Source organism: Micromonospora matsumotoense (assembly GCF_050951065.1).
Taxonomy (GTDB): Bacteria; Actinomycetota; Actinomycetes; order Mycobacteriales; family Micromonosporaceae; genus Micromonospora; species Micromonospora matsumotoensis.
Genome location: NZ_CP192025.1, coordinates 4,260,345 through 4,276,754, shown reverse-complemented (window position 1 = coordinate 4,276,754; position 16,410 = coordinate 4,260,345). Strand labels below are relative to the sequence as shown.

Below are 16,410 nucleotides of genomic sequence, written 5' to 3'. Positions count from 1 at the left end.
GTCGTCCACTCCGGACTGCGCAGAGCCTAGTGCCGCTCAGGGGAAATGCGAAGGGTGCTCGTGGAACCGGTCGGCCCGATGGCCTGGTCGCCGACCGGTCCGGCGGGCTCGCATTGACAGATGTCCCTCAATTAGTAAGGATTGTTGCCTGAGAGCGCTCTCACATCCGTCGAATACTCTGGAGGGTGCAGAATGATCCGTCTCCTGGGTGCTGTTCTCGGGGCCGCGACGCTGGCCGGTGCGCTGGCCGCCGCGCCCGCCGCGGCCGCGCCGACCGTCCCGTCGGCCGACCCGGCCGCGTCGGCCGCCGTCGACCCGTCCGCCGGCCTTCCCGCCGGGCACCGGGCGGCGCTGCGCCGGGACCTCGGTCTGACCGACGAGCAGCTCCGCGTCCGCTCGGTCGTCGAGGCCGTTGCGCCGTCGACCGAGCGCCGGCTCCGGGCCGAGTTGGGCGTCGCGTACGGCGGGTCCTGGATCGCCGGGGACGGGAGCACCCTGGTGGTCGGGGTGACCACGGCCGCCGACGCCACGCGGGTCCGCCGCACCGGCGCCCAGCCGCAGGTGGTCCGCCGGAGCCTGGCCGAGCTGGACCGGGCCAGGGCCACCCTCGACCGGGCGGCCGGCCGGGCCGGCCCGGCCGTGCACTCCTGGTTTGTCGACCCGGCGAGCAACAGCGTGGTGATCCAGGCCGCCGACACTACCTCGGCCCGAGCGTTCGCCCAGGCCACCGGCACCGCCGAGGTGGCCCGTCCGGTCGTCGCCGCGCAGCCGTACCGCCCGGTCTACGACATCCGGGGCGGCGACCAGTACGTCATCAACAACAACACGCTCTGCTCGGTCGGCTTCGCCGTCGCCGGTGGCTTCGTCACCGCCGGACACTGCGGTGGGGCGGGCGGCACCACCAGCGGCAGCGGCGTCGCGCAGGGCACCTTCCGGGGCTCGTCCTTCCCGGGCAACGACTACGCCTGGGTGCAGACCAACTCCTCGTGGGTGGCCACGCCCACGGTGAACACCTACGACGGCGGCGCGACCGCGGTGGCCGGCTCGGCGGAGGCCGCCGTCGGCAGCGCGGTCTGCCGGTCCGGCCGGACCACCGGCTGGCGGTGCGGCACCATCACCGCCCGGGACGTCACGGTCAACTACTCCGGTTCCCTGGTGTACGGCCTGGTGGCGAGCAGCGCGTGCGCCCAGCCCGGCGACTCGGGTGGCGCGTTCATCTCCGGCAACCAGGCGCAGGGGGTCACCTCCGGTGCCGGTGGCGACTGCAACTCCGGTGGCACCACGGTCTACCAGCCGGTCAACGAGATCCTCGGCGCGTACGGGCTGTCGCTGACCACCACCGGCGGTGGCGGTGCCGGCCAGCTCGTCGGGTACGCCGGCAAGTGCATCGACGTGCCCAACTCCCACGGTGTCGACGGCCAGTACCTGCACCTGTGGACCTGCAACGGCACCAACGCCCAACGGTGGACCTTCGCCGGTGACGGCACGGTCCGGGCGCTCGGGCTGTGCATGGACGTGGCCTGGGGCTCGACCGCCAACGGAGCGGTCGTCCAGTTGGCCAGGTGCAGCGGCAACCCGGCCCAGCAGTTCGTCCTCAGTGGTGCCGGTGACCTGGTCAACCCGCAGGCCAACAAGTGTGTCGACGTGCAGGGCGCGAACAGCGCGGACGGTGCCCGGCTGGTCATCTGGGAGTGCACCGGCGGGGCCAACCAGAAGTGGCGGCGCGGCTGAGCGACCCGGGCGCGGGGCGGGCGACCCGGGCGCGGGGCGGGCGACGACCGGGTCGCCCGCCCCGCGCGCCGTCGGTACCGCCGGTTAGCATCGCCGTAGCGTCGCGTGCCGGTGGCGGACGATCGTCAGGCATGGAGGCGTGGTAGCGAAAGGTGGCACTGCCATCTCGCCGACTCAGGCAACAATCTCCGAGCGGATCACGGTCTATCCGGCCGCCGACGGTTTCACCGGCCCCCGGCCGGCCGTGCTGGTCCTCCCCGGCGGCGGCTTCCGGGAACTCCCACGGCACGAGGGGGAGGGCTACGCCCGCTGGCTGGCCAGCATCGGGCTGCACGCCTTCGTCCTCGAATACCGGCTGCTGCCCGACCGGTTCCCCGCACCGTTGCAGGACGCCCGTGCCGCGCTGGACCATGTCAGGAGCGGTGTCCACGGGCTGGAGACCGGCCCGGTCGGGGTGATCGGCTCCAGTGCCGGCGGGCAGTTGGCCGGCCTGCTGATGACCGGTGCGGTGCTGTCGATCGAGACCGGTGTGGTCGACCCGCCGCGCCCGGACTTCGCGATCCTGGCGTACGCCCTGGCCGATCTGGATCTGCTTCCCCCGCCGGCGGTCGAGGGGCTGCTGGGCGAGCTGATCCCGATCAAGGACGAGTTGTCGCCGGCGCGGCACGTGGACTCGACGGTCTGCCCGACGTTCGTGTGGGCGGCCGCCCAGGACCCGCCGGGGGTCCCCAACGCCCTGGAATGGGCCCGGGTGCTCGTGGCCGCCGGGGTCCCGGTCGAACTGCACATCTACCCGCGCGGTGGACACGGCATCGGGCTGGCCGACGGCATCACGTACGGCGGCCGGAGCCACCCCTTCATCGCCCGCGACGCGCACACGGCGACCTGGACCGACGCGTGCGAGGCGTGGCTGCGGGCCGAGGGCTTCCTGACGCCCTGACCGGCCCGTTCCCCGGGCGGGGGACCGCGCCGGACGCGCGTAGGCGGGGGCACCGTGCTGCCCACCGGCGCCGGCGACACCCTCGGTCGTCGCCGGACGATCCGCGCCGGTCGACGCCGCAGCCGTGGCGTCGACCGGCGCGGGCCGTACCGGCCGACCCGTCAGGTCGGCGTCGGGGCGCGGTCCGGGGTGGAGCGGGGGCCGCCGGGCAGCCGGTCGCGGCAGAAGTCCCGGAACGAGCGGGGTGGGCGGCCGGTCACGTCCGCGACGGTGCTGGTGGTCCGGTCCTCCGCGCCGCCCGCGATCGCCGTGTCCAGGCTCGCGAGGAACCGGGCGAAGTCGGGTGGCAGGCCGTTGGCCTCGTGGTACGCCGTGAGTTCGGCCTCGCTGACGGCACGGTGCCGGACCGGTCGGCCGCCGGTGTCGGTGAGGACGGCGGCGATCTCGGCGTAGCTCAGGCGTTCGGGGCCGGTGATGAGGTGCTCGGTGTCGTGCGACGTCGGATCGGTGAGGGCGCGGACCGCCACCTCGGCGATGTCGGCCGGATCGACGATGCCGACCCGGGCGTCGCCGGTGGCGCTGATGATCTCGCCGCGTTCCCGGGCGCTCACGCCGTGCGGATGATCGCCGACGAAGTTCTCCATGAACCAGGAGGGCCGCAGCACCGCCCACTCGGGGAAGAGCGTGCCCAGTCGGGCCTGCACCTCGCCCAGGCCGGGAGTGCCGGCCTCGATTGCCGAGGAGCTGAGCAGGACGGCCCGCCGCACTCCCCGGGTGCGGGCCAGTTCCAGCAACGGCAGCATGACCGGTGCGGGATCGACCTCACCGACGGGCGGGATCAGGTACACGCCCGTCACGCCCTCCACCGCGGCGTGGTGGGTGCCGGGGTCGTACCAGTCGAAGCGGACGTCCCCGGCGCAGGCCCGGCGGCTGGCGACGCGGACCGGGCGGCCGGCGGCGGCGAGGGTGGCGGCGACGAGCCGGCCGGTCGTCCCGGTGCCGCCGGTGACCAGGATCACGAGCGCACCAGCCCGCCGCCGAGCAGGTCCTGTGCGGCCTGCGGGTTCCAGTAGTCGCGGTAGTGCACGATGTGGCCGTCCCGGATGGTCAGCACGGCGATGTACCGCAGTCGGTAGGGCCGGTCGCTGGCGACGACGACGCCACTGGCGGTGAACTCGGCGACGAGCACCGCCGGATCGGTGGTCTCGTGCACGGTGACCTCGGTGATCTCGCGAACGTCGAGGATGTGCGGGTAGTCGATGAGGTAGTCGTGCACGGCGGCCCGGCCGGTGACCCGGCTCGGCTGCCCGGCCGGCGCGAACGGGAACTCCATGACGCCGTCGTCGGCGAACAGGGCGATGAATCCCGGCATGTCCTTGGCGAGCAACAGGTGCATGGCCCGGTGGAACAGGGCGGTGGAAGGGTTCGACACGGTTGTCCCCTGGTCGTCGGTGCCGTCCCGCTGCATGGCTACCATAGCGGACGGCTGGTCCGCTTCACTGTAGCGGACCGATAGTCCGTTTCGCGAGGGGAGAGCGTGTGCGCGCCGACGCGGCACGAAACCGGACGGCCGTACTGGCCGCCGCGGATCGGTTGTTCGATGCCGCGACCGACCCCGACCAGGTCTCGATGGACGACATCGCCGCCGCCGCCGGCGTGGGCAAGGGCACGCTGTTCCGCCGCTTCGGCGACCGGATGGGGCTGCTCCGTGCCCTGTACGCGCAGCGCGGCGACCAGTTGCGGGCGGCACTGACGGCGGCGCCACCGGCGGGCCCACCGGCGGAGCGCGCCCTGCACCTGCTCCGCGAGGTGGTGCGGTTCAAACGGGACAGTCGGGTGCTGACGTTGGCCCTGGAGAACGCGGGCGACGGCAGCCCCTACCGCACCGGGTCGTACGAGGAGTGGCACGCCCTGCTGGTCGCGCTCGTCACCGAGGCGCGCGGCCCGGCGTCGGCGGACTACCTCGCCCACGCCCTGTTGGCAGCCGTGCGCAGCGACCTGGTGGAACACCTGCGGGACTGGCCCGACGCGCGCTGGGAGGCGGGATTGGCCACCCTGACCCGCGCGGTGCTGGGCGGTGACGCGTCGCCGGCGGCAGCCGGGCGGGCGGCCCCGTACGCCACTAGGATCGGTGGGGAGGTGGACGAGGCATGAGACTCGGACTGCACTACTGGAACTACTCGACCCCGACCGATCCGGCGGCGATCGCACCGACGCTGATCGAGACCGCGACGATCGCGGAGGAGGCCGGGGTCGTATCGTTCACCGTGATGGACCACTACTTCCAGATGGAGGCGATGGCCCCGGCCGAGGAGCCGATGCTGGAGGCGTACACGACGCTGGGTTTCGTCGCGGCGCGGACCTCGCGGATGACGCTCGGCGTGCTGGTCACCGGCGTGATGTACCGCTACCCGGGGCTGCTCGCCAAGATCGTGACCACCCTGGACGTGCTCTCCGGCGGCCGGGCCCGGCTCGGCATCGGCGCGTCCTGGTACGAGCGCGAGCAGCACGGCCTCGGGGTGCCGGTGGTGCCGGTGGCCGAGCGGTTCGAACGGCTGGAGGAGACGCTGCGGATCTGCCGGCAGATGTGGAGCGACGACAACGGGCCGTTCGAGGGTCGGCACTACCGGCTGGCCGAGACGCTCAACTCGCCGCAGCCGCTGCGACGGCCCCACCCGCCCATCATGATCGGCGGCAGCGGCGAGAAGAAGACCCTGCTGCTGGTGGCCCGGTACGCCGACGCCTGCAACCTGTTCGGCAGCAGCCCTGCCGAGGTGGCGCACAAGCTGGACGTGCTGCGGGGGCACTGCGCCGCCGAGGGCCGCGACTACGACGCCATCGACAAGACGGTCCTCGTGATGCGACCGCCGCTGGCCGACGTGGACGGATTCCTGGCCGAGGTGGCCGGATACGCCGCGCTCGGCGTGACCGAGGTGCAGGTCACCCCGGACCGGCACCCGGTGGAGTTCACCCGGCGGGTCGCCGACGAGGTGCTGCCGAAGCTGACCACGATCGGCTGAGGTCGGTCACCACCGGTCGACTCCGGCCCGCCGGGTGCCGCTGCCGGCGATCCGGCCGGGCGGGATGCGCTGGCGGCGGCACGTCCGCCCGCCGGCTGTGGTCTGCCGCCGGCTGTGGTCTGCCGCCGGGTGCCGTCCGCCCGCCGGTGAGCCGGCGGGCGGACGACCTGACGGTCACTGGCTGAGCTGGGCGACCTCCTCGGCGGTGAGCCGCAGGCCGGCCGGGGCCGCGCCGCGCGCCGCCGCCGGGGTGGCCGGCGGATCGGCAGGTCGGCGCAGATGCCAGTCGGTCACCGCCTGGTAGGCGGCGGCCACCGACAGCAGCCGGTCCTCGCCGTACGGCAGGCCACCGAGGACGGTGCCGATCGGCAGGCCCGCGCCGGTGAACCCGATCGGGAAGGCGATCTCCGGCAGGCCGAGGATGTCGAACGGCACCGGGCCGGTCTGCACCACCACGTCGCAGTCGGCGAAGAGTTGGTCCAGCACCCGCTCCATCAGCAGCAGCTTGGCCCGCTGACCGGTGATGAACTCGCTGCCGCCCAGCAGCGCGCCCTGCAACCAGCCGGTCACCGAGACCCCGAAGCCGCGCAGGTCGGTGCGCAGGTAGGGCAGGAAGGGCTCGGTGCGCTCCGGCAGCCGTACGTTGTTGAACGCGGTGCCGGTGAGCAGCTCCCACTCGTCGGGCAGCGGCACGTCGACGATCGTCGCGCCGGTGATCGCGGCGAGCTTCGCCAGGTAGGCCTGCCGGGCCAGCGCGGTCTCCGAGGTGCCGGCGGTGAAGCCGGGCAGCACCCCGATCCGGGTCTTCCACCGCAGCTTCAGCTTGCCGCCCTGGTAGGTCGGGGTGGCCGCGTCGATCAGCTTGGGCACCTCGGGCAGGCCCTGGCTGCGCGGGTCGGCCGGGTCCTCGCCGGCCATCGCGGTGAGCATGATGGCCGCGTCCTTGGCGTCCCGGGCCAGCGGACCGGGATGGTCGCGGGTGTAGCTGAGCGGGATGATCCCGTGCAGCGACACCCGGCCCATGGTCGGCTTGAGGCCGGTGAGGTTCTGCGCGTTGGACGGCGCGGTGATCGACCCACCGGTCTGGGTGCCGGTGCCGGAGGTGGCGAGCCGTCCCGCCACGGCGGTGGCGGTGCCGGTGGAGGAACCGCCCGGGTCGGTGCCCGCGTTGGTCGGGGTCCAGGCGTTGACCGTGGTGACCACCCCGCTCGGGGTGGTGGCCCGGGTGGTGGCCAACGGACCCATCTGGGTCTTGCCCAGCACGATCGCCCCGCCGCCGGTGACCAACCGGGTCACCGCCGTGGCATCGTACGGTGGCCGGAAGTCGGCGAACAGGTACGAGCTGGCGGTGGTCGGCACCCCGGCGGTGTAGTAGTTGTCCTTGATGGCCAGCGGGATGCCGTGCAACGCGCCCCGGTGCGGTTTCTTCGCCATCGCCCGGGCCGCCTTGACCGCCTGGTCGGCGAGCACCAGGTTGAACGCCTGGTAGGTCGGCTCGTAGGTGGAGATCCGGGCCAGGTACGCCTCGACCAGCTGCTGTGGGGTGAGCTTGCCAGCCCGGATCAGCCAGGCCGCCTCGGCGATGGTCAGCTCGGTCGGGTCGGCCACCGCCTCCGGGCGCGGCTTGACGTAGGCGTTCGGCACGGCCAACGCCGGGTTGTAGCGGCCCGCCGGCACGGCGGATGTTCGGCTGTCGCCGGCCGCCGAGGCCACCGCGGGCAGCCCGACGATGCCGCCGGCCGCCGAGGCGGTGGCCAGCGCGGCGGTCCGGGCGAGGAAGGCGCGACGGTCGACGCCGCGGTCGGCAGGTGCTGTGCTCATCACTTCCGCCATTCCGTGCTGATCGAGGGGTAGAGCATCGGCGCGGGCTGCTGGGACAGTGCCCTGGCCACGGCCGGGTCGGTGCCGGCCGGGGCGGGCAGCTGGTAGGCGGCGAGGGTACCGACCGTGCCGCGGACGAAGGAGCGCAGCGACGCCAGGACGGAGTCCCGGCCGGGGGAGCCGGTCTGCGGGTCGGCGGTGGTGCCGGGCGGGAGCTGGTCGAGATCGATGCCGAGCGACGCGAGCCGGGCGCGGATGAGGACGTCCAGCTCGGCGTCGGTCGGTGGGGTGGGGGCCATGACGCTCCTTGAGGGGTGGGCGACGATGACCCACTGTTGAGCCGGATCGTGTCACGGGCGTGACAAGTTGATCTCGACGCGGTGAAGCCACGCAGGTCAATGCCGTGGTGAGACCTCTCGACGTCGGCCGGCCAGCCTCCGCCGTCGACAGATCGATCCGCCGCACCCCGCCGGCCGACCCGCCCTCGTCCGACACGGACGGAGTACCCGGGGCGCCGCCGACCTGTTCCGGCCCGCGGGGGTCACCCGGGGCGGTGGTTCGCCGGCCACCATGGTGTCTTCCTGCCGGATGAGGCGTACGGTGGCGTTGTCGCTCGGGTCCCCGGTGGCCCCGCCAGTTCGCCGTAAGCCGGCCTGACGGGCCTGATCCATGATGATCACCGCGACGACGTCCTCCGCGTCCCGGCCGCCCGGCGGCCGGCACCGTTCGTCGCGCGGGCGGCTGTTCTCCCCCGCACCCGCCCGGCTGGGCCCCACCGACGTGGGCCCGTACCGACGAGGACGACCAGCACGCCCTCTTCCGCACGCCGAAGGGCCCACGAACACCCCCACGGCTTCATGAGGGAGCACCCGATGAGGATCGCCAGGAACCGGATCGTCGACGCCCTACGGGAGCGGGGCCAGCCGGCCAGAGCCACCTGGGTCGAACGGGAACTGCCGGAGTGGGTGGACCCGGACAAGCACTCGGGCCTGCTCGCGACCCTGCGGCTCGATCCGGCCGCGCTCGTCGACGCGCCGTCCCCGTGAGACTGGCCCTGCTCGGGCCGGTCGCGTGGCGGACCCCGCCGTACCACTACGGCCCCTGGGAGCAGGTGACCGGCCTGCTCGCCGAGGGTCTGACCACCCGCGGCGTGGACGTGACCCTCTTCGCGACGCTGGACTCGGTCACCTCCGCCACCCTCGACGGGGTGTGCCCCCGCGGGTACGCCGACGACCCGTCGATGGACGGGCGGATCTGGGAGGCGATGCACGTCTCCCACGCCTTCGCCCGCGCGGCGGAGTTCGACCTGGTGCACAGCCACCTCGACTGGTTGCCGCTCGCCTTCGCCGAGCACTGCCGCGCGCCGCTGCTCACCACAGTGCACGGCTTCTCCGGCGCCGCCATCCTGCCCGCGTACGCCGGGGCCCGCTCGTCGTACGTGTCGATCTCCGACGCGGACCGGGCCGCCGGGCTCGACTACGTCGCGACGGTGCACCACGGCGTGGACCTCACCGCGCTGCCGTTCAGCCCGCAGGCCGGCCCGGGGCTGGTCGCCTTCGGCCGGATCCACCCGGACAAGGGCACCCACACCGCCATCGAGATCGCCCGGCTGGCCGGCCGGCCCCTGACCATCTGCGGCATCGTGCAGGACGAGCGGTACTTCGCCGAACAGGTGGCCCCGCACATCGACGGCGAACAGGTCGTCTTCCTCGGCTCGGTGGGCCCCCGCCGCCGCGCGGAGGTCCTCGGCGCAAGCGTCGCCCTGCTCCACCCGATCGCCTTCGACGAGCCGTTCGGGCTGTCGGTGGTGGAGTCGATGGCCTGCGGCACACCCGTCGTGGCGTTCGCGCGCGGATCGATGCCGGAGGTCGTCGACGAGGGGGTCACCGGGTCGCTCGTGCACACCGTCGCGCAGGCCGCCGCCGCAGTCGCCGGGATCGGGCGAATCGACCGGGCCGGCTGCCGGGAACGGGCCCGACTGCGCTTCGGCGCGGACCGGATGGTCACCGACTACCTGGCCGTCTACGAACAGCTCATCGGCTCGCCCTGGCGCGGAAGGCGCTGACCGGCCGACATCCGCCGCCCGGCCGGACCCCGCACCCGGCCACCCTGTTCCCCCGGCGACACCCGCCGGCCCGCGTCGCGCCCGTCACCCCGGGCCGCGGCCGACAATCGGAAGGCCAGACCCATGCCCCGCTACGGTTTTCTCAGCACCCACCCACCGACCCGGTGCGGCCTGGCCACCTTCAACGCCGCGCTGGCCGCGCACCTCACCGGCGGCGGCGAACCCGGCGGCGTCGTCCGGGTCACCGACGGCACCGACGACCAGGGGGCCACCCCGCCCGGCGTGGTGCACACCTGGTCGGCGCGGACCCCGGGTGGCTGGCGGGAAGCCGCCGCCGCCCTGAACACCTACGACATCGCCGTCGTCCAGCACGAGTACGGCATCTATCCGGGCGTCGACGGCCGGGACCTCCTGCCGCTGCTGCGCCGGCTCGACGTTCCGAGCATCGTGGTCCTGCACACCGTGCTGCGTCAGCCCACCCCCCGGCAGCGGTCCCTGCTGGAGCAGATCGTCGCCGAGGCGGCGGCGGTCGTCACGATGACCGACACCGCCCGGGACCGGCTGCTCGTCGGCTACGCCGTGGACCCGACCAGGGTCACCGTCATCCCGCACGGCACCGCCGACCCGGTCGGCGGGTCCGGCCCGCGCCGCACCCGCCCGCACCTGCTCACCTGGGGGTTGCTCGGCCCCGGCAAGGGCATCGAGTGGTCGTTGCGGGCGCTGGCCCGGTTGCAGGACCTCGAACCGACCCCCACCTTCACCGTCGCGGGCCGCACCCATCCCAAGGTGATCGAGCAGCAGGGCGAGCGGTACCGGGCGGGCCTGCACCAACTCGGCGCGCAACTGGGTGTCGCGCACACCGTGGACTACCAGGCGGTCTACCACGACTCGGCCACGCTCGGCGCGCTGATCCGCTCCGCCGACGTGGTCCTGCTCCCGTACGACTCCCGCGAGCAGGTCACCTCCGGCGTGCTCGTCGAGGCGGTGGCCGCCGGGATTCCCGTCGTGGCCACCCCGTTCCCGCACGCCGTGGAGCTGCTCACCGGCGGGCCGGGTCTGGTCGTACCCTATGCGGACCCGACGGCGCTGGCCACGGCGGTCCGGCGCATCCTGACGGAGTCGGGCCTGGCGGCCCGACTCGCCGGCCGCCGTCGACCGGTGGCCGCCGAGCTGCGCTGGCCGGCGGTGGCGGCCCGGTACGCGGCCCTCGCCGACCGGCTCACCGCCACCGGGCCGCCCGTGGTCAGCGGGGTGCCGGCGTGACCGCGACCGTCGGCCGGGCCGGTCCACCGGCCGGCAGCGCGGCCACCGGGCACCGACCGGCCACGCCCGCACCGAGCTTCGCCCACCTCGCCCGGTTGAGCGACGACACCGGGCTGTTCGAACACGCCCGGCACGCCATCGTGCGGCGGCGGCACGGCTACTGCACCGACGACGTCGCCCGCGGCCTCGTCGTCACCAGCCGTGAGCCGGAGCCGACCGGCGCGGTGCTCCGGCTCGCGGAGTGCTACCTCGCCTTCCTGACCCACGCGCAGAACTCCCGGGGCGCCTTCCACAACCGACTCGGCCTCGACCGGCACTGGGCCGACCAGCCCGGCCTCGGCGACTGGTGGGGACGGGCGCTGTGGGGGCTGGGCACCGCAGTGGCCCGCAGCCCGGCACCCTGGATCCGGGAGGAGGCGCTGGTCGCCTTCAGCACGGGAGCCGTGCGTCGCAGCCCGGCCCCGCACGCCATGGCCTTCGCCGCGCTCGGTGCCGTCGAGGTGCTGCGCCGTCACCCCAGCCACGCGGTCGCCGCCGCGCTGCTGTCCGACGCGGCCACCTCGATCGGTGCTCCGCCGGCCGATCCGGACTGGCCCTGGCCGCAGCCGCGGCTGAGCTACGCCAGCGCGGCTCTCGCCGAGGTCGTGATCGCGGCCAGCCAGCTGCGGCACGACGGACCGCTGCTCGACAACGGCCTGCGGATGCTGGCCTGGCTGCGCGACGTCCAACTGCGCGACGGGCGGCTGTCGGTCGTGCCGGCCGGGGGCTGGGCGCGGGGCGCGGTGCGGCTGCGCCACGACCAGCAGCCGATCGAGGTGGCCGCCTTCGCCGACGCCTGTGCCACCGCCGCCACCGTCACCGGTGACGCCGGCTGGGAGACCGGTGTGCGGCAGGCCGTCGGGTGGTTCCTCGGCGACAACGACGTCGGCACCCCGATGTGGGACCCGGCCACCGGCGGTGGCTACGACGGGTTGACCCGGCACGGGCCCAACCTCAACCAGGGTGCCGAGTCGACCCTCGCGCTCATCTCCACCCTGCAGCACGCCCGGCGGTGGTCGTGACGGGACCCCCGGTCGTCCGACGGGACCTCACCCTGCGCCCCGACCCGGGCCGGGTCGTCGTCAGGCTCTTCGTCCCCGGTGAGGACGCGGCCGTGGCCCGCAGCCGGGCGCAGGCGCTCATCGACCGGATCTGCCGACTCGACGCCGAGGAGACCGGCCGGCTGCTGCGGGACACCCGGCACCGTTTCGGCGACCGGCACCGGGACCTGGATCGCACCTTCCACCACCACCACGACCTGGTCCGGCACCGGGCCTCCCGGTCCCGGGACCTGGACCCGGCCACCCGCCTGCTGGTCGGTGCCTACTTCAGCCACGAGTACGCGGTGGAGTCCGCCGCGTTGTGCAACCCGTCCATGGTGGTCCACCCCGACCAGGGCGGGCTGGCGGCGGGTCAGCTCCGGGTCGCGATCAGCCTGCGCCAGATCGGCGAGGGGCACCTGTCGTCGATCGGGTTCGCCGACGCCGTGCTCGGGCCCGGCGACCAGTTGACCGTCGATGCCCGGTCCGGCCCGCTGACCGTGGGCCGGCGGGTTCCGCTGCGGCACCGCCGCGATCTGCTCGCCGCCGGGCTCGCCGAGATCGACTGCGACGACGAGGTGTCCGCCACCGTGCTGGATGCCCTGCCGGCCCGCTACGACGAGGCCCTGCTCGACCGGGTCATCGCCGACCTGCCGGCCGACCTGCTGTCCCGGGGCACCGCCCCGGCCACCGTGGCCCACCTGCGACGGATCGACTCGGCCAGCTACGCCGTCGAGTTCCCCGCCGACAGTCGACTGCCGCAACGGGTGCTCTGGCCGGCCACCCCGGACGAGCGGAACGGGATGGAGGACGCCCGGTTCGTCAGGTTCGTCGACGAGTCGGGACCGGTGTACCGGGCCACCTACACCGCGTACGACGGGCAACGCATCGCCACCCGGGCCCTGAGCAGCACCGACCTGCGGCGCTTCGAGATCACCCCGATGCGTGGTCCGGGCGTCCGCAACAAGGGGGTCGCGCTGTTTCCCCGTACGGTCGGCGGCCGGCACCTCGCGCTGTGCCGTGCCGACGGGGAGACCATCGGCCTGACCAGCCTGGACGGCGACAACCAGTGGCAGCGGCCGGTACCACTGCACGCCCCCCGCCGGGGCTGGGAGCTGATCCAGGTCGGCAACTGCGGTTCACCCGTCGAGACGGACGCGGGGTGGCTCGTGCTCACCCACGGTGTCGGCCCGATGCGCCGGTACGCCATCGGCGCGCTCCTGCTCGACCTGCACCGCCCGGAGCGGGTCGTCGCCGAACTGCCCGGCGCGCTACTCGCCCCCGACGAGACCGAGCGCGACGGGTACGTGCCGAACGTCGTCTACTCCTGCGGCGCGCTCGTGCACGCCGGCCTGCTCTGGCTGCCGTACGGGGCCAGCGACGCCCGGGTCGGTTTCGCGACCGTACCGGTGGCCGCGCTCGTCGCGGCGATGGCCGAACCCGCGCTGCCGCCCGGTTGACGCCGGACGGCGGCGTCGGCGTTGCCGGGGCGGTGCCCGACCAGGAGCGAGCGGTCCGAAAGGCCACCGATGGGGGAGAGGTTCGGTCGCAGGACCATGTCGATCGATGGATTCCCGCCCGTTCGGGCGCTGTCCGGGGTACGACGGCCCGTCCGTGTAGATCGGGATCCCGGCCGGCAGGCGGTGGCAGAGTCGCCAGGTGATCGGACGTCCGGAGAAGACGGTGCGCGACTGTTCCGATCCCTGGGCGCCCGCCGCCTGCTACGCCGCGTCCTGGGCATGCGCATCAACGAGGACAGCGGGCCACCCGTTCTGCCCGGTGTGCGGACGACACTCTGGGTAACCGCTCCGGGTCGTCGATGCTCATCGTCCCCTGGTTGTCGGGGGTGCCGGAGACTCAGTCGTGGAGCGTGACGTGGGGCAGTGGGCGGCCGGTGGCGTCGAACAACGCGGCGCCGCAGTCGCAGCGTTCGTCGGCCAGGGTCTGGGTCGCCGGCAGTTGCCAGACCAGCAGTTCCGCGCAGTTCGGGCAGTCCAGGCTGACCAGCGTCTCCTCGGCTGCCGAGCCCCAGGCCCGCACCGGGAGGCCCTGGTAGGTCAGCCCGGTCAACTCATCCCCACCGGTCAGCGCGACCAGTATCTCGTAGGTGTCGGTGCCGCTGTCCCACACCGCGAGCGTGCAGCCGAGATGTGCCAGCACGCCGGCCAGATGGTCGAGCTGGCGGATCGGGAAGTCACCGCGGCGTAGCGTCGGGTCGGCCTCGGCGGCCTGGTAGACGACGGTGGTGTCGACGTCTGTGGGCTCCGCCCCGAAGGCCCGTACCCGACCGGCCACGAATGCGGCCAACTGGCCGGGGTGCTCCTCGCCGGTCCAGTCCATGCCGAACAGCACGCTGTCGACCCGGACCCCCCGGGCCCGTTCGTCGGGGGTCAGGACCAGCTCTTCCAGCTCCACCATGATGATCACGCTAGCAACTGTCGGGCGGCGGACCGTCCCGGGCGGTTTGCTCACGGTCGTCGCGTACGCCATAGCGGTGCGCGACGATCGGAACACCGCCCGGATCGGCACGCCCCTTTGTGCGGCCTGCGCATGCTTGACCCCTCCGGGGGCGGAAACTAAACTCCGGCCGTTAACGTTCACAATCATTACAGTCGATATGTTTCGTCGAAACGCCGCCGGTGAGGTCGAGGTCATCCCCGTGGCGACGCAGCAGATTCGGTGCCGACCGGGTCGATGGGACCGGGAAGGCGCGTATCACCACCACCAGGAGGACGAAAGAAATGACGCAGGATCAGATTGGGCCGGTCAGCGGCGAGCGAAAGCAGTTGAGCCGCAGAGTCGTCCTGACGACGCTGGGGGCCCTGCCGGTGGCGGCGGCCACGGCGGCCCTGGGGGCCACGGAGGCCTCGGCCGCGCCGGCGAGCATCAATCCGTCGGCATCGCGGCAGACGATCAAGGGTTTCGGTGCGATGGCCCATGCCGCCTGGATCGGCGACCTGACCGCCGCCCAGCGGGATACGGCGTTCGGCACCGGCGAGGGGCGACTGGGCTTCTCCGTGCTGCGGATCCCGGTCGGCGAGAGCCAGGCGGACTTCGGCCGTGACCTGGCCACGGCGAAGCGGGCTGTCGAACTCGGGGTGACCGTCTTCGCGTCGCCGTGGAACCCCCCGGCCAGCATGATCGAGACCTTCACCCGGGGCAGCCAGACCAACGCCAAGCGGCTGCGGTACAGCTCGTACGCCGCCTATGCCCAGCACCTCAACGACTTCACCGCGTACATGCGCACCAACGGGGTGCCGCTGTACTGCATCTCGGTGCAGAACGAGCCCGACTACGCGCACGACTGGACCTGGTGGACCACCGCCGAGATGAACCGGTTCCTGCGGGAGAACGCCGGCTCGCTCACCACCAAGGTCATGGCGCCCGAGTCCTTCCAGTACGTCAAGTCCGTGTCGGACCCGATCCTCAACGACGCCACGGCGCTGGCCAACGTGGACGTCATCGGGGCGCACCTCTACGGCACGTCGTACTCCAACTTCCCGTACCCGCTGTTCAAGCAGAAGGGCGCGGGCAAGGAACTCTGGATGTCCGAGGTGTACTACCCGAACAGCAACGCGAACTCGGGGGACGCCTGGCCGGAGGCGCTCGACGTCGGGGAGCACATCCACCACGCCATGGTGGACGCCGAGTTCCAGGCGTACGTCTGGTGGTACCTGCGGCGCAGCTACGGCCCGATGCGCGAGGACGGCCAGATCAGCAAGCGGGGTGCGATGATGGCGCACTTCGCCAGGTTCGTCCGCCCGGGATTCGTGCGGGTCGACGCGACGGCGAACCCGGCGTCGAACGTCTACGTCTCGGCGTACCGGGGCGGTGACACCGTCGTCATCGTCGCGGTCAACAAGAACACCTCGGCGGTGAGCCAGCAGTTCACCCTCTCGGGCGCCACCGGGTCCCGCAGCGTCTCGAACTGGCTGACCGACGGGGGCCGGACCGTCGCACCGCAGGGCGCGCTCACCATGTCGAACGGCTCCCTGACCGTCAGCCTCCCCGCGCGCAGCATCATGACCTTCGTGACCAGCGTGAGCGGCACGACGCCGACCCCCACGCCCACCATCACCCCGACGCCGACCCCCACGCCGACCCCCACTCCCACTCCCACTCCCACTCCCACTCCCGGTGGTGGGACCGGCCCCCGGGTCACCTACACGATGAGCACCTGGGCCTCCGGTTTCACCGCCAACATCGCCATCACCAACACCGGCACCTCGACGATCGACGGCTGGACGTTGGCCTTCACCCTGCCGTCGGGCCAGTCCGTCACCTCGGGCTGGAACGCCACCTTCTCGCCCACCAGCGGTCAGGTGAGCGCCCGCAACGTCAGCTACAACGGCACGCTCGCCCCCGGTGCCACCGTCGAGATCGGCTTCCAGGCCAACCACACCGGCAACACCGCCGAACCGACCGCCTTCACCCTCAACGGCATCCCCTGCACCGTGGCCTGACCGGCACGCGGAAGGCGAGCCACCAGAC

General features: G+C 73.1%; 15 protein-coding genes. 10 read left to right on the top strand and 5 right to left on the bottom strand.

Translation table 11 applies throughout. The features are described 5' to 3' along the window. The first annotated feature begins 192 nt into the window (after positions 1-192). On the top strand, positions 193-1,731 hold the full coding sequence (locus tag ACQP1S_RS18790) for a ricin-type beta-trefoil lectin domain protein (RefSeq protein ID WP_432897070.1): 1,539 nt from the start codon (positions 193-195) through the stop codon (positions 1,729-1,731). 139 nt (positions 1,732-1,870) lie between these two features. Continuing rightward, complete coding sequence (locus tag ACQP1S_RS18785; protein WP_432897067.1) at positions 1,871-2,671, top strand: alpha/beta hydrolase; 801 nt, start codon at positions 1,871-1,873, stop codon at positions 2,669-2,671. 161 nt (positions 2,672-2,832) lie between these two features. On the opposite strand, the gene ACQP1S_RS18780 is transcribed toward ACQP1S_RS18785, so the two are convergent. Both ACQP1S_RS18780 and ACQP1S_RS18775 read right to left on the bottom strand, forming a co-directional pair. Beyond that, entirely contained in the window at positions 2,833-3,690 is an 858-nt protein-coding gene (locus tag ACQP1S_RS18780) for an NAD-dependent epimerase/dehydratase family protein (RefSeq protein ID WP_432897064.1), read from the bottom strand. After that, complete coding sequence (locus ACQP1S_RS18775) at positions 3,687-4,139, bottom strand: nuclear transport factor 2 family protein (RefSeq protein ID WP_432897061.1); 453 nt, start codon at positions 4,137-4,139, stop codon at positions 3,687-3,689. Before ACQP1S_RS18775 ends, ACQP1S_RS18780 begins: the two co-directional genes overlap by 4 nt. 71 nt (positions 4,140-4,210) lie before the next feature. On the opposite strand from ACQP1S_RS18775, the gene ACQP1S_RS18770 reads away from it, so the two are divergent. Both ACQP1S_RS18770 and ACQP1S_RS18765 read left to right on the top strand, forming a co-directional pair. Next, complete coding sequence (locus ACQP1S_RS18770) at positions 4,211-4,825, top strand: TetR/AcrR family transcriptional regulator (RefSeq protein WP_432897058.1); 615 nt, start codon at positions 4,211-4,213, stop codon at positions 4,823-4,825. Then, the gene (locus ACQP1S_RS18765) at positions 4,822-5,691 is read left to right on the top strand and encodes an LLM class F420-dependent oxidoreductase (RefSeq protein ID WP_432897055.1); all 870 of its coding nucleotides are present in this window, start codon (positions 4,822-4,824) and stop codon (positions 5,689-5,691) included. Before ACQP1S_RS18770 ends, ACQP1S_RS18765 begins: the two co-directional genes overlap by 4 nt. Positions 5,692-5,865: 174 nt before the next feature. Here ACQP1S_RS18765 and ACQP1S_RS18760 read toward each other — a convergent pair whose 3' ends face one another. Both ACQP1S_RS18760 and ACQP1S_RS18755 read right to left on the bottom strand, forming a co-directional pair. Further along, the gene (locus tag ACQP1S_RS18760; RefSeq protein ID WP_432897053.1) at positions 5,866-7,512 is read right to left on the bottom strand and encodes an amidase; all 1,647 of its coding nucleotides are present in this window, start codon (positions 7,510-7,512) and stop codon (positions 5,866-5,868) included. Then, the gene (locus ACQP1S_RS18755; protein ID WP_432897050.1) at positions 7,512-7,811 is read right to left on the bottom strand and encodes a hypothetical protein; all 300 of its coding nucleotides are present in this window, start codon (positions 7,809-7,811) and stop codon (positions 7,512-7,514) included. The genes ACQP1S_RS18760 and ACQP1S_RS18755 overlap by 1 nt, the downstream gene beginning before the upstream one ends. A 573-nt stretch (positions 7,812-8,384) precedes the next feature. On the opposite strand from ACQP1S_RS18755, the gene ACQP1S_RS18750 reads away from it, so the two are divergent. The 5 genes from ACQP1S_RS18750 to ACQP1S_RS18730 all read left to right on the top strand — a co-directional run bounded on the left by ACQP1S_RS18750 (position 8,385) and on the right by ACQP1S_RS18730 (position 13,379). After that, positions 8,385-8,558: a hypothetical protein gene (locus ACQP1S_RS18750; RefSeq protein WP_432897047.1), complete on the top strand. Its 174-nt coding sequence runs from the start codon at positions 8,385-8,387 to the stop codon at positions 8,556-8,558. Beyond that, a complete protein-coding gene (locus tag ACQP1S_RS18745; RefSeq protein WP_432897045.1) occupies positions 8,555-9,577 on the top strand; it encodes a glycosyltransferase family 4 protein in 1,023 nt (340 codons plus the stop codon). The genes ACQP1S_RS18750 and ACQP1S_RS18745 overlap by 4 nt, the downstream gene beginning before the upstream one ends. A 123-nt stretch (positions 9,578-9,700) precedes the next feature. Continuing rightward, positions 9,701-10,840: a glycosyltransferase gene (locus tag ACQP1S_RS18740; protein ID WP_432897042.1), complete on the top strand. Its 1,140-nt coding sequence runs from the start codon at positions 9,701-9,703 to the stop codon at positions 10,838-10,840. Then, positions 10,837-11,901: a glycosyltransferase gene (locus ACQP1S_RS18735; protein WP_432897039.1), complete on the top strand. Its 1,065-nt coding sequence runs from the start codon at positions 10,837-10,839 to the stop codon at positions 11,899-11,901. The genes ACQP1S_RS18740 and ACQP1S_RS18735 overlap by 4 nt, the downstream gene beginning before the upstream one ends. After that, a complete protein-coding gene (locus tag ACQP1S_RS18730) occupies positions 11,898-13,379 on the top strand; it encodes a glycoside hydrolase family 130 protein (protein WP_432897036.1) in 1,482 nt (493 codons plus the stop codon). The genes ACQP1S_RS18735 and ACQP1S_RS18730 overlap by 4 nt, the downstream gene beginning before the upstream one ends. Before the next feature lie 397 nt (positions 13,380-13,776). On the opposite strand, the gene ACQP1S_RS18725 is transcribed toward ACQP1S_RS18730, so the two are convergent. Next, entirely contained in the window at positions 13,777-14,337 is a 561-nt protein-coding gene (locus tag ACQP1S_RS18725) for a hypothetical protein (RefSeq protein ID WP_176738910.1), read from the bottom strand. Between the two features lie 368 nt (positions 14,338-14,705). Between ACQP1S_RS18725 and ACQP1S_RS18720 the strand changes: the two genes are divergently transcribed. Beyond that, positions 14,706-16,382, top strand: coding sequence for a cellulose binding domain-containing protein (locus tag ACQP1S_RS18720; RefSeq protein ID WP_432897032.1), 1,677 nt, complete (start codon positions 14,706-14,708; stop codon positions 16,380-16,382). The last annotated feature ends 28 nt before the right edge of the window (positions 16,383-16,410 follow it).

Excerpts from the sequence above, each read along its gene's own strand:
- ACQP1S_RS18755 (WP_432897050.1), bottom strand. The coding sequence starts at position 7,811 with ATGGCCCCCACCCCACCGACCGACGCCGAGCTGGACGTCCTCATCCGC.
- ACQP1S_RS18765 (WP_432897055.1), top strand. The coding sequence starts at position 4,822 with ATGAGACTCGGACTGCACTACTGGAACTACTCGACCCCGACCGATCCG.
- ACQP1S_RS18775 (WP_432897061.1), bottom strand. The coding sequence starts at position 4,139 with ATGCAGCGGGACGGCACCGACGACCAGGGGACAACCGTGTCGAACCCT.
- ACQP1S_RS18725 (WP_176738910.1), bottom strand. The coding sequence starts at position 14,337 with ATGGTGGAGCTGGAAGAGCTGGTCCTGACCCCCGACGAACGGGCCCGG.
- ACQP1S_RS18740 (WP_432897042.1), top strand. The coding sequence starts at position 9,701 with ATGCCCCGCTACGGTTTTCTCAGCACCCACCCACCGACCCGGTGCGGC.
- ACQP1S_RS18760 (WP_432897053.1), bottom strand. The coding sequence starts at position 7,512 with ATGAGCACAGCACCTGCCGACCGCGGCGTCGACCGTCGCGCCTTCCTC.
- ACQP1S_RS18750 (WP_432897047.1), top strand. The coding sequence starts at position 8,385 with ATGAGGATCGCCAGGAACCGGATCGTCGACGCCCTACGGGAGCGGGGC.
- ACQP1S_RS18790 (WP_432897070.1), top strand. The coding sequence starts at position 193 with ATGATCCGTCTCCTGGGTGCTGTTCTCGGGGCCGCGACGCTGGCCGGT.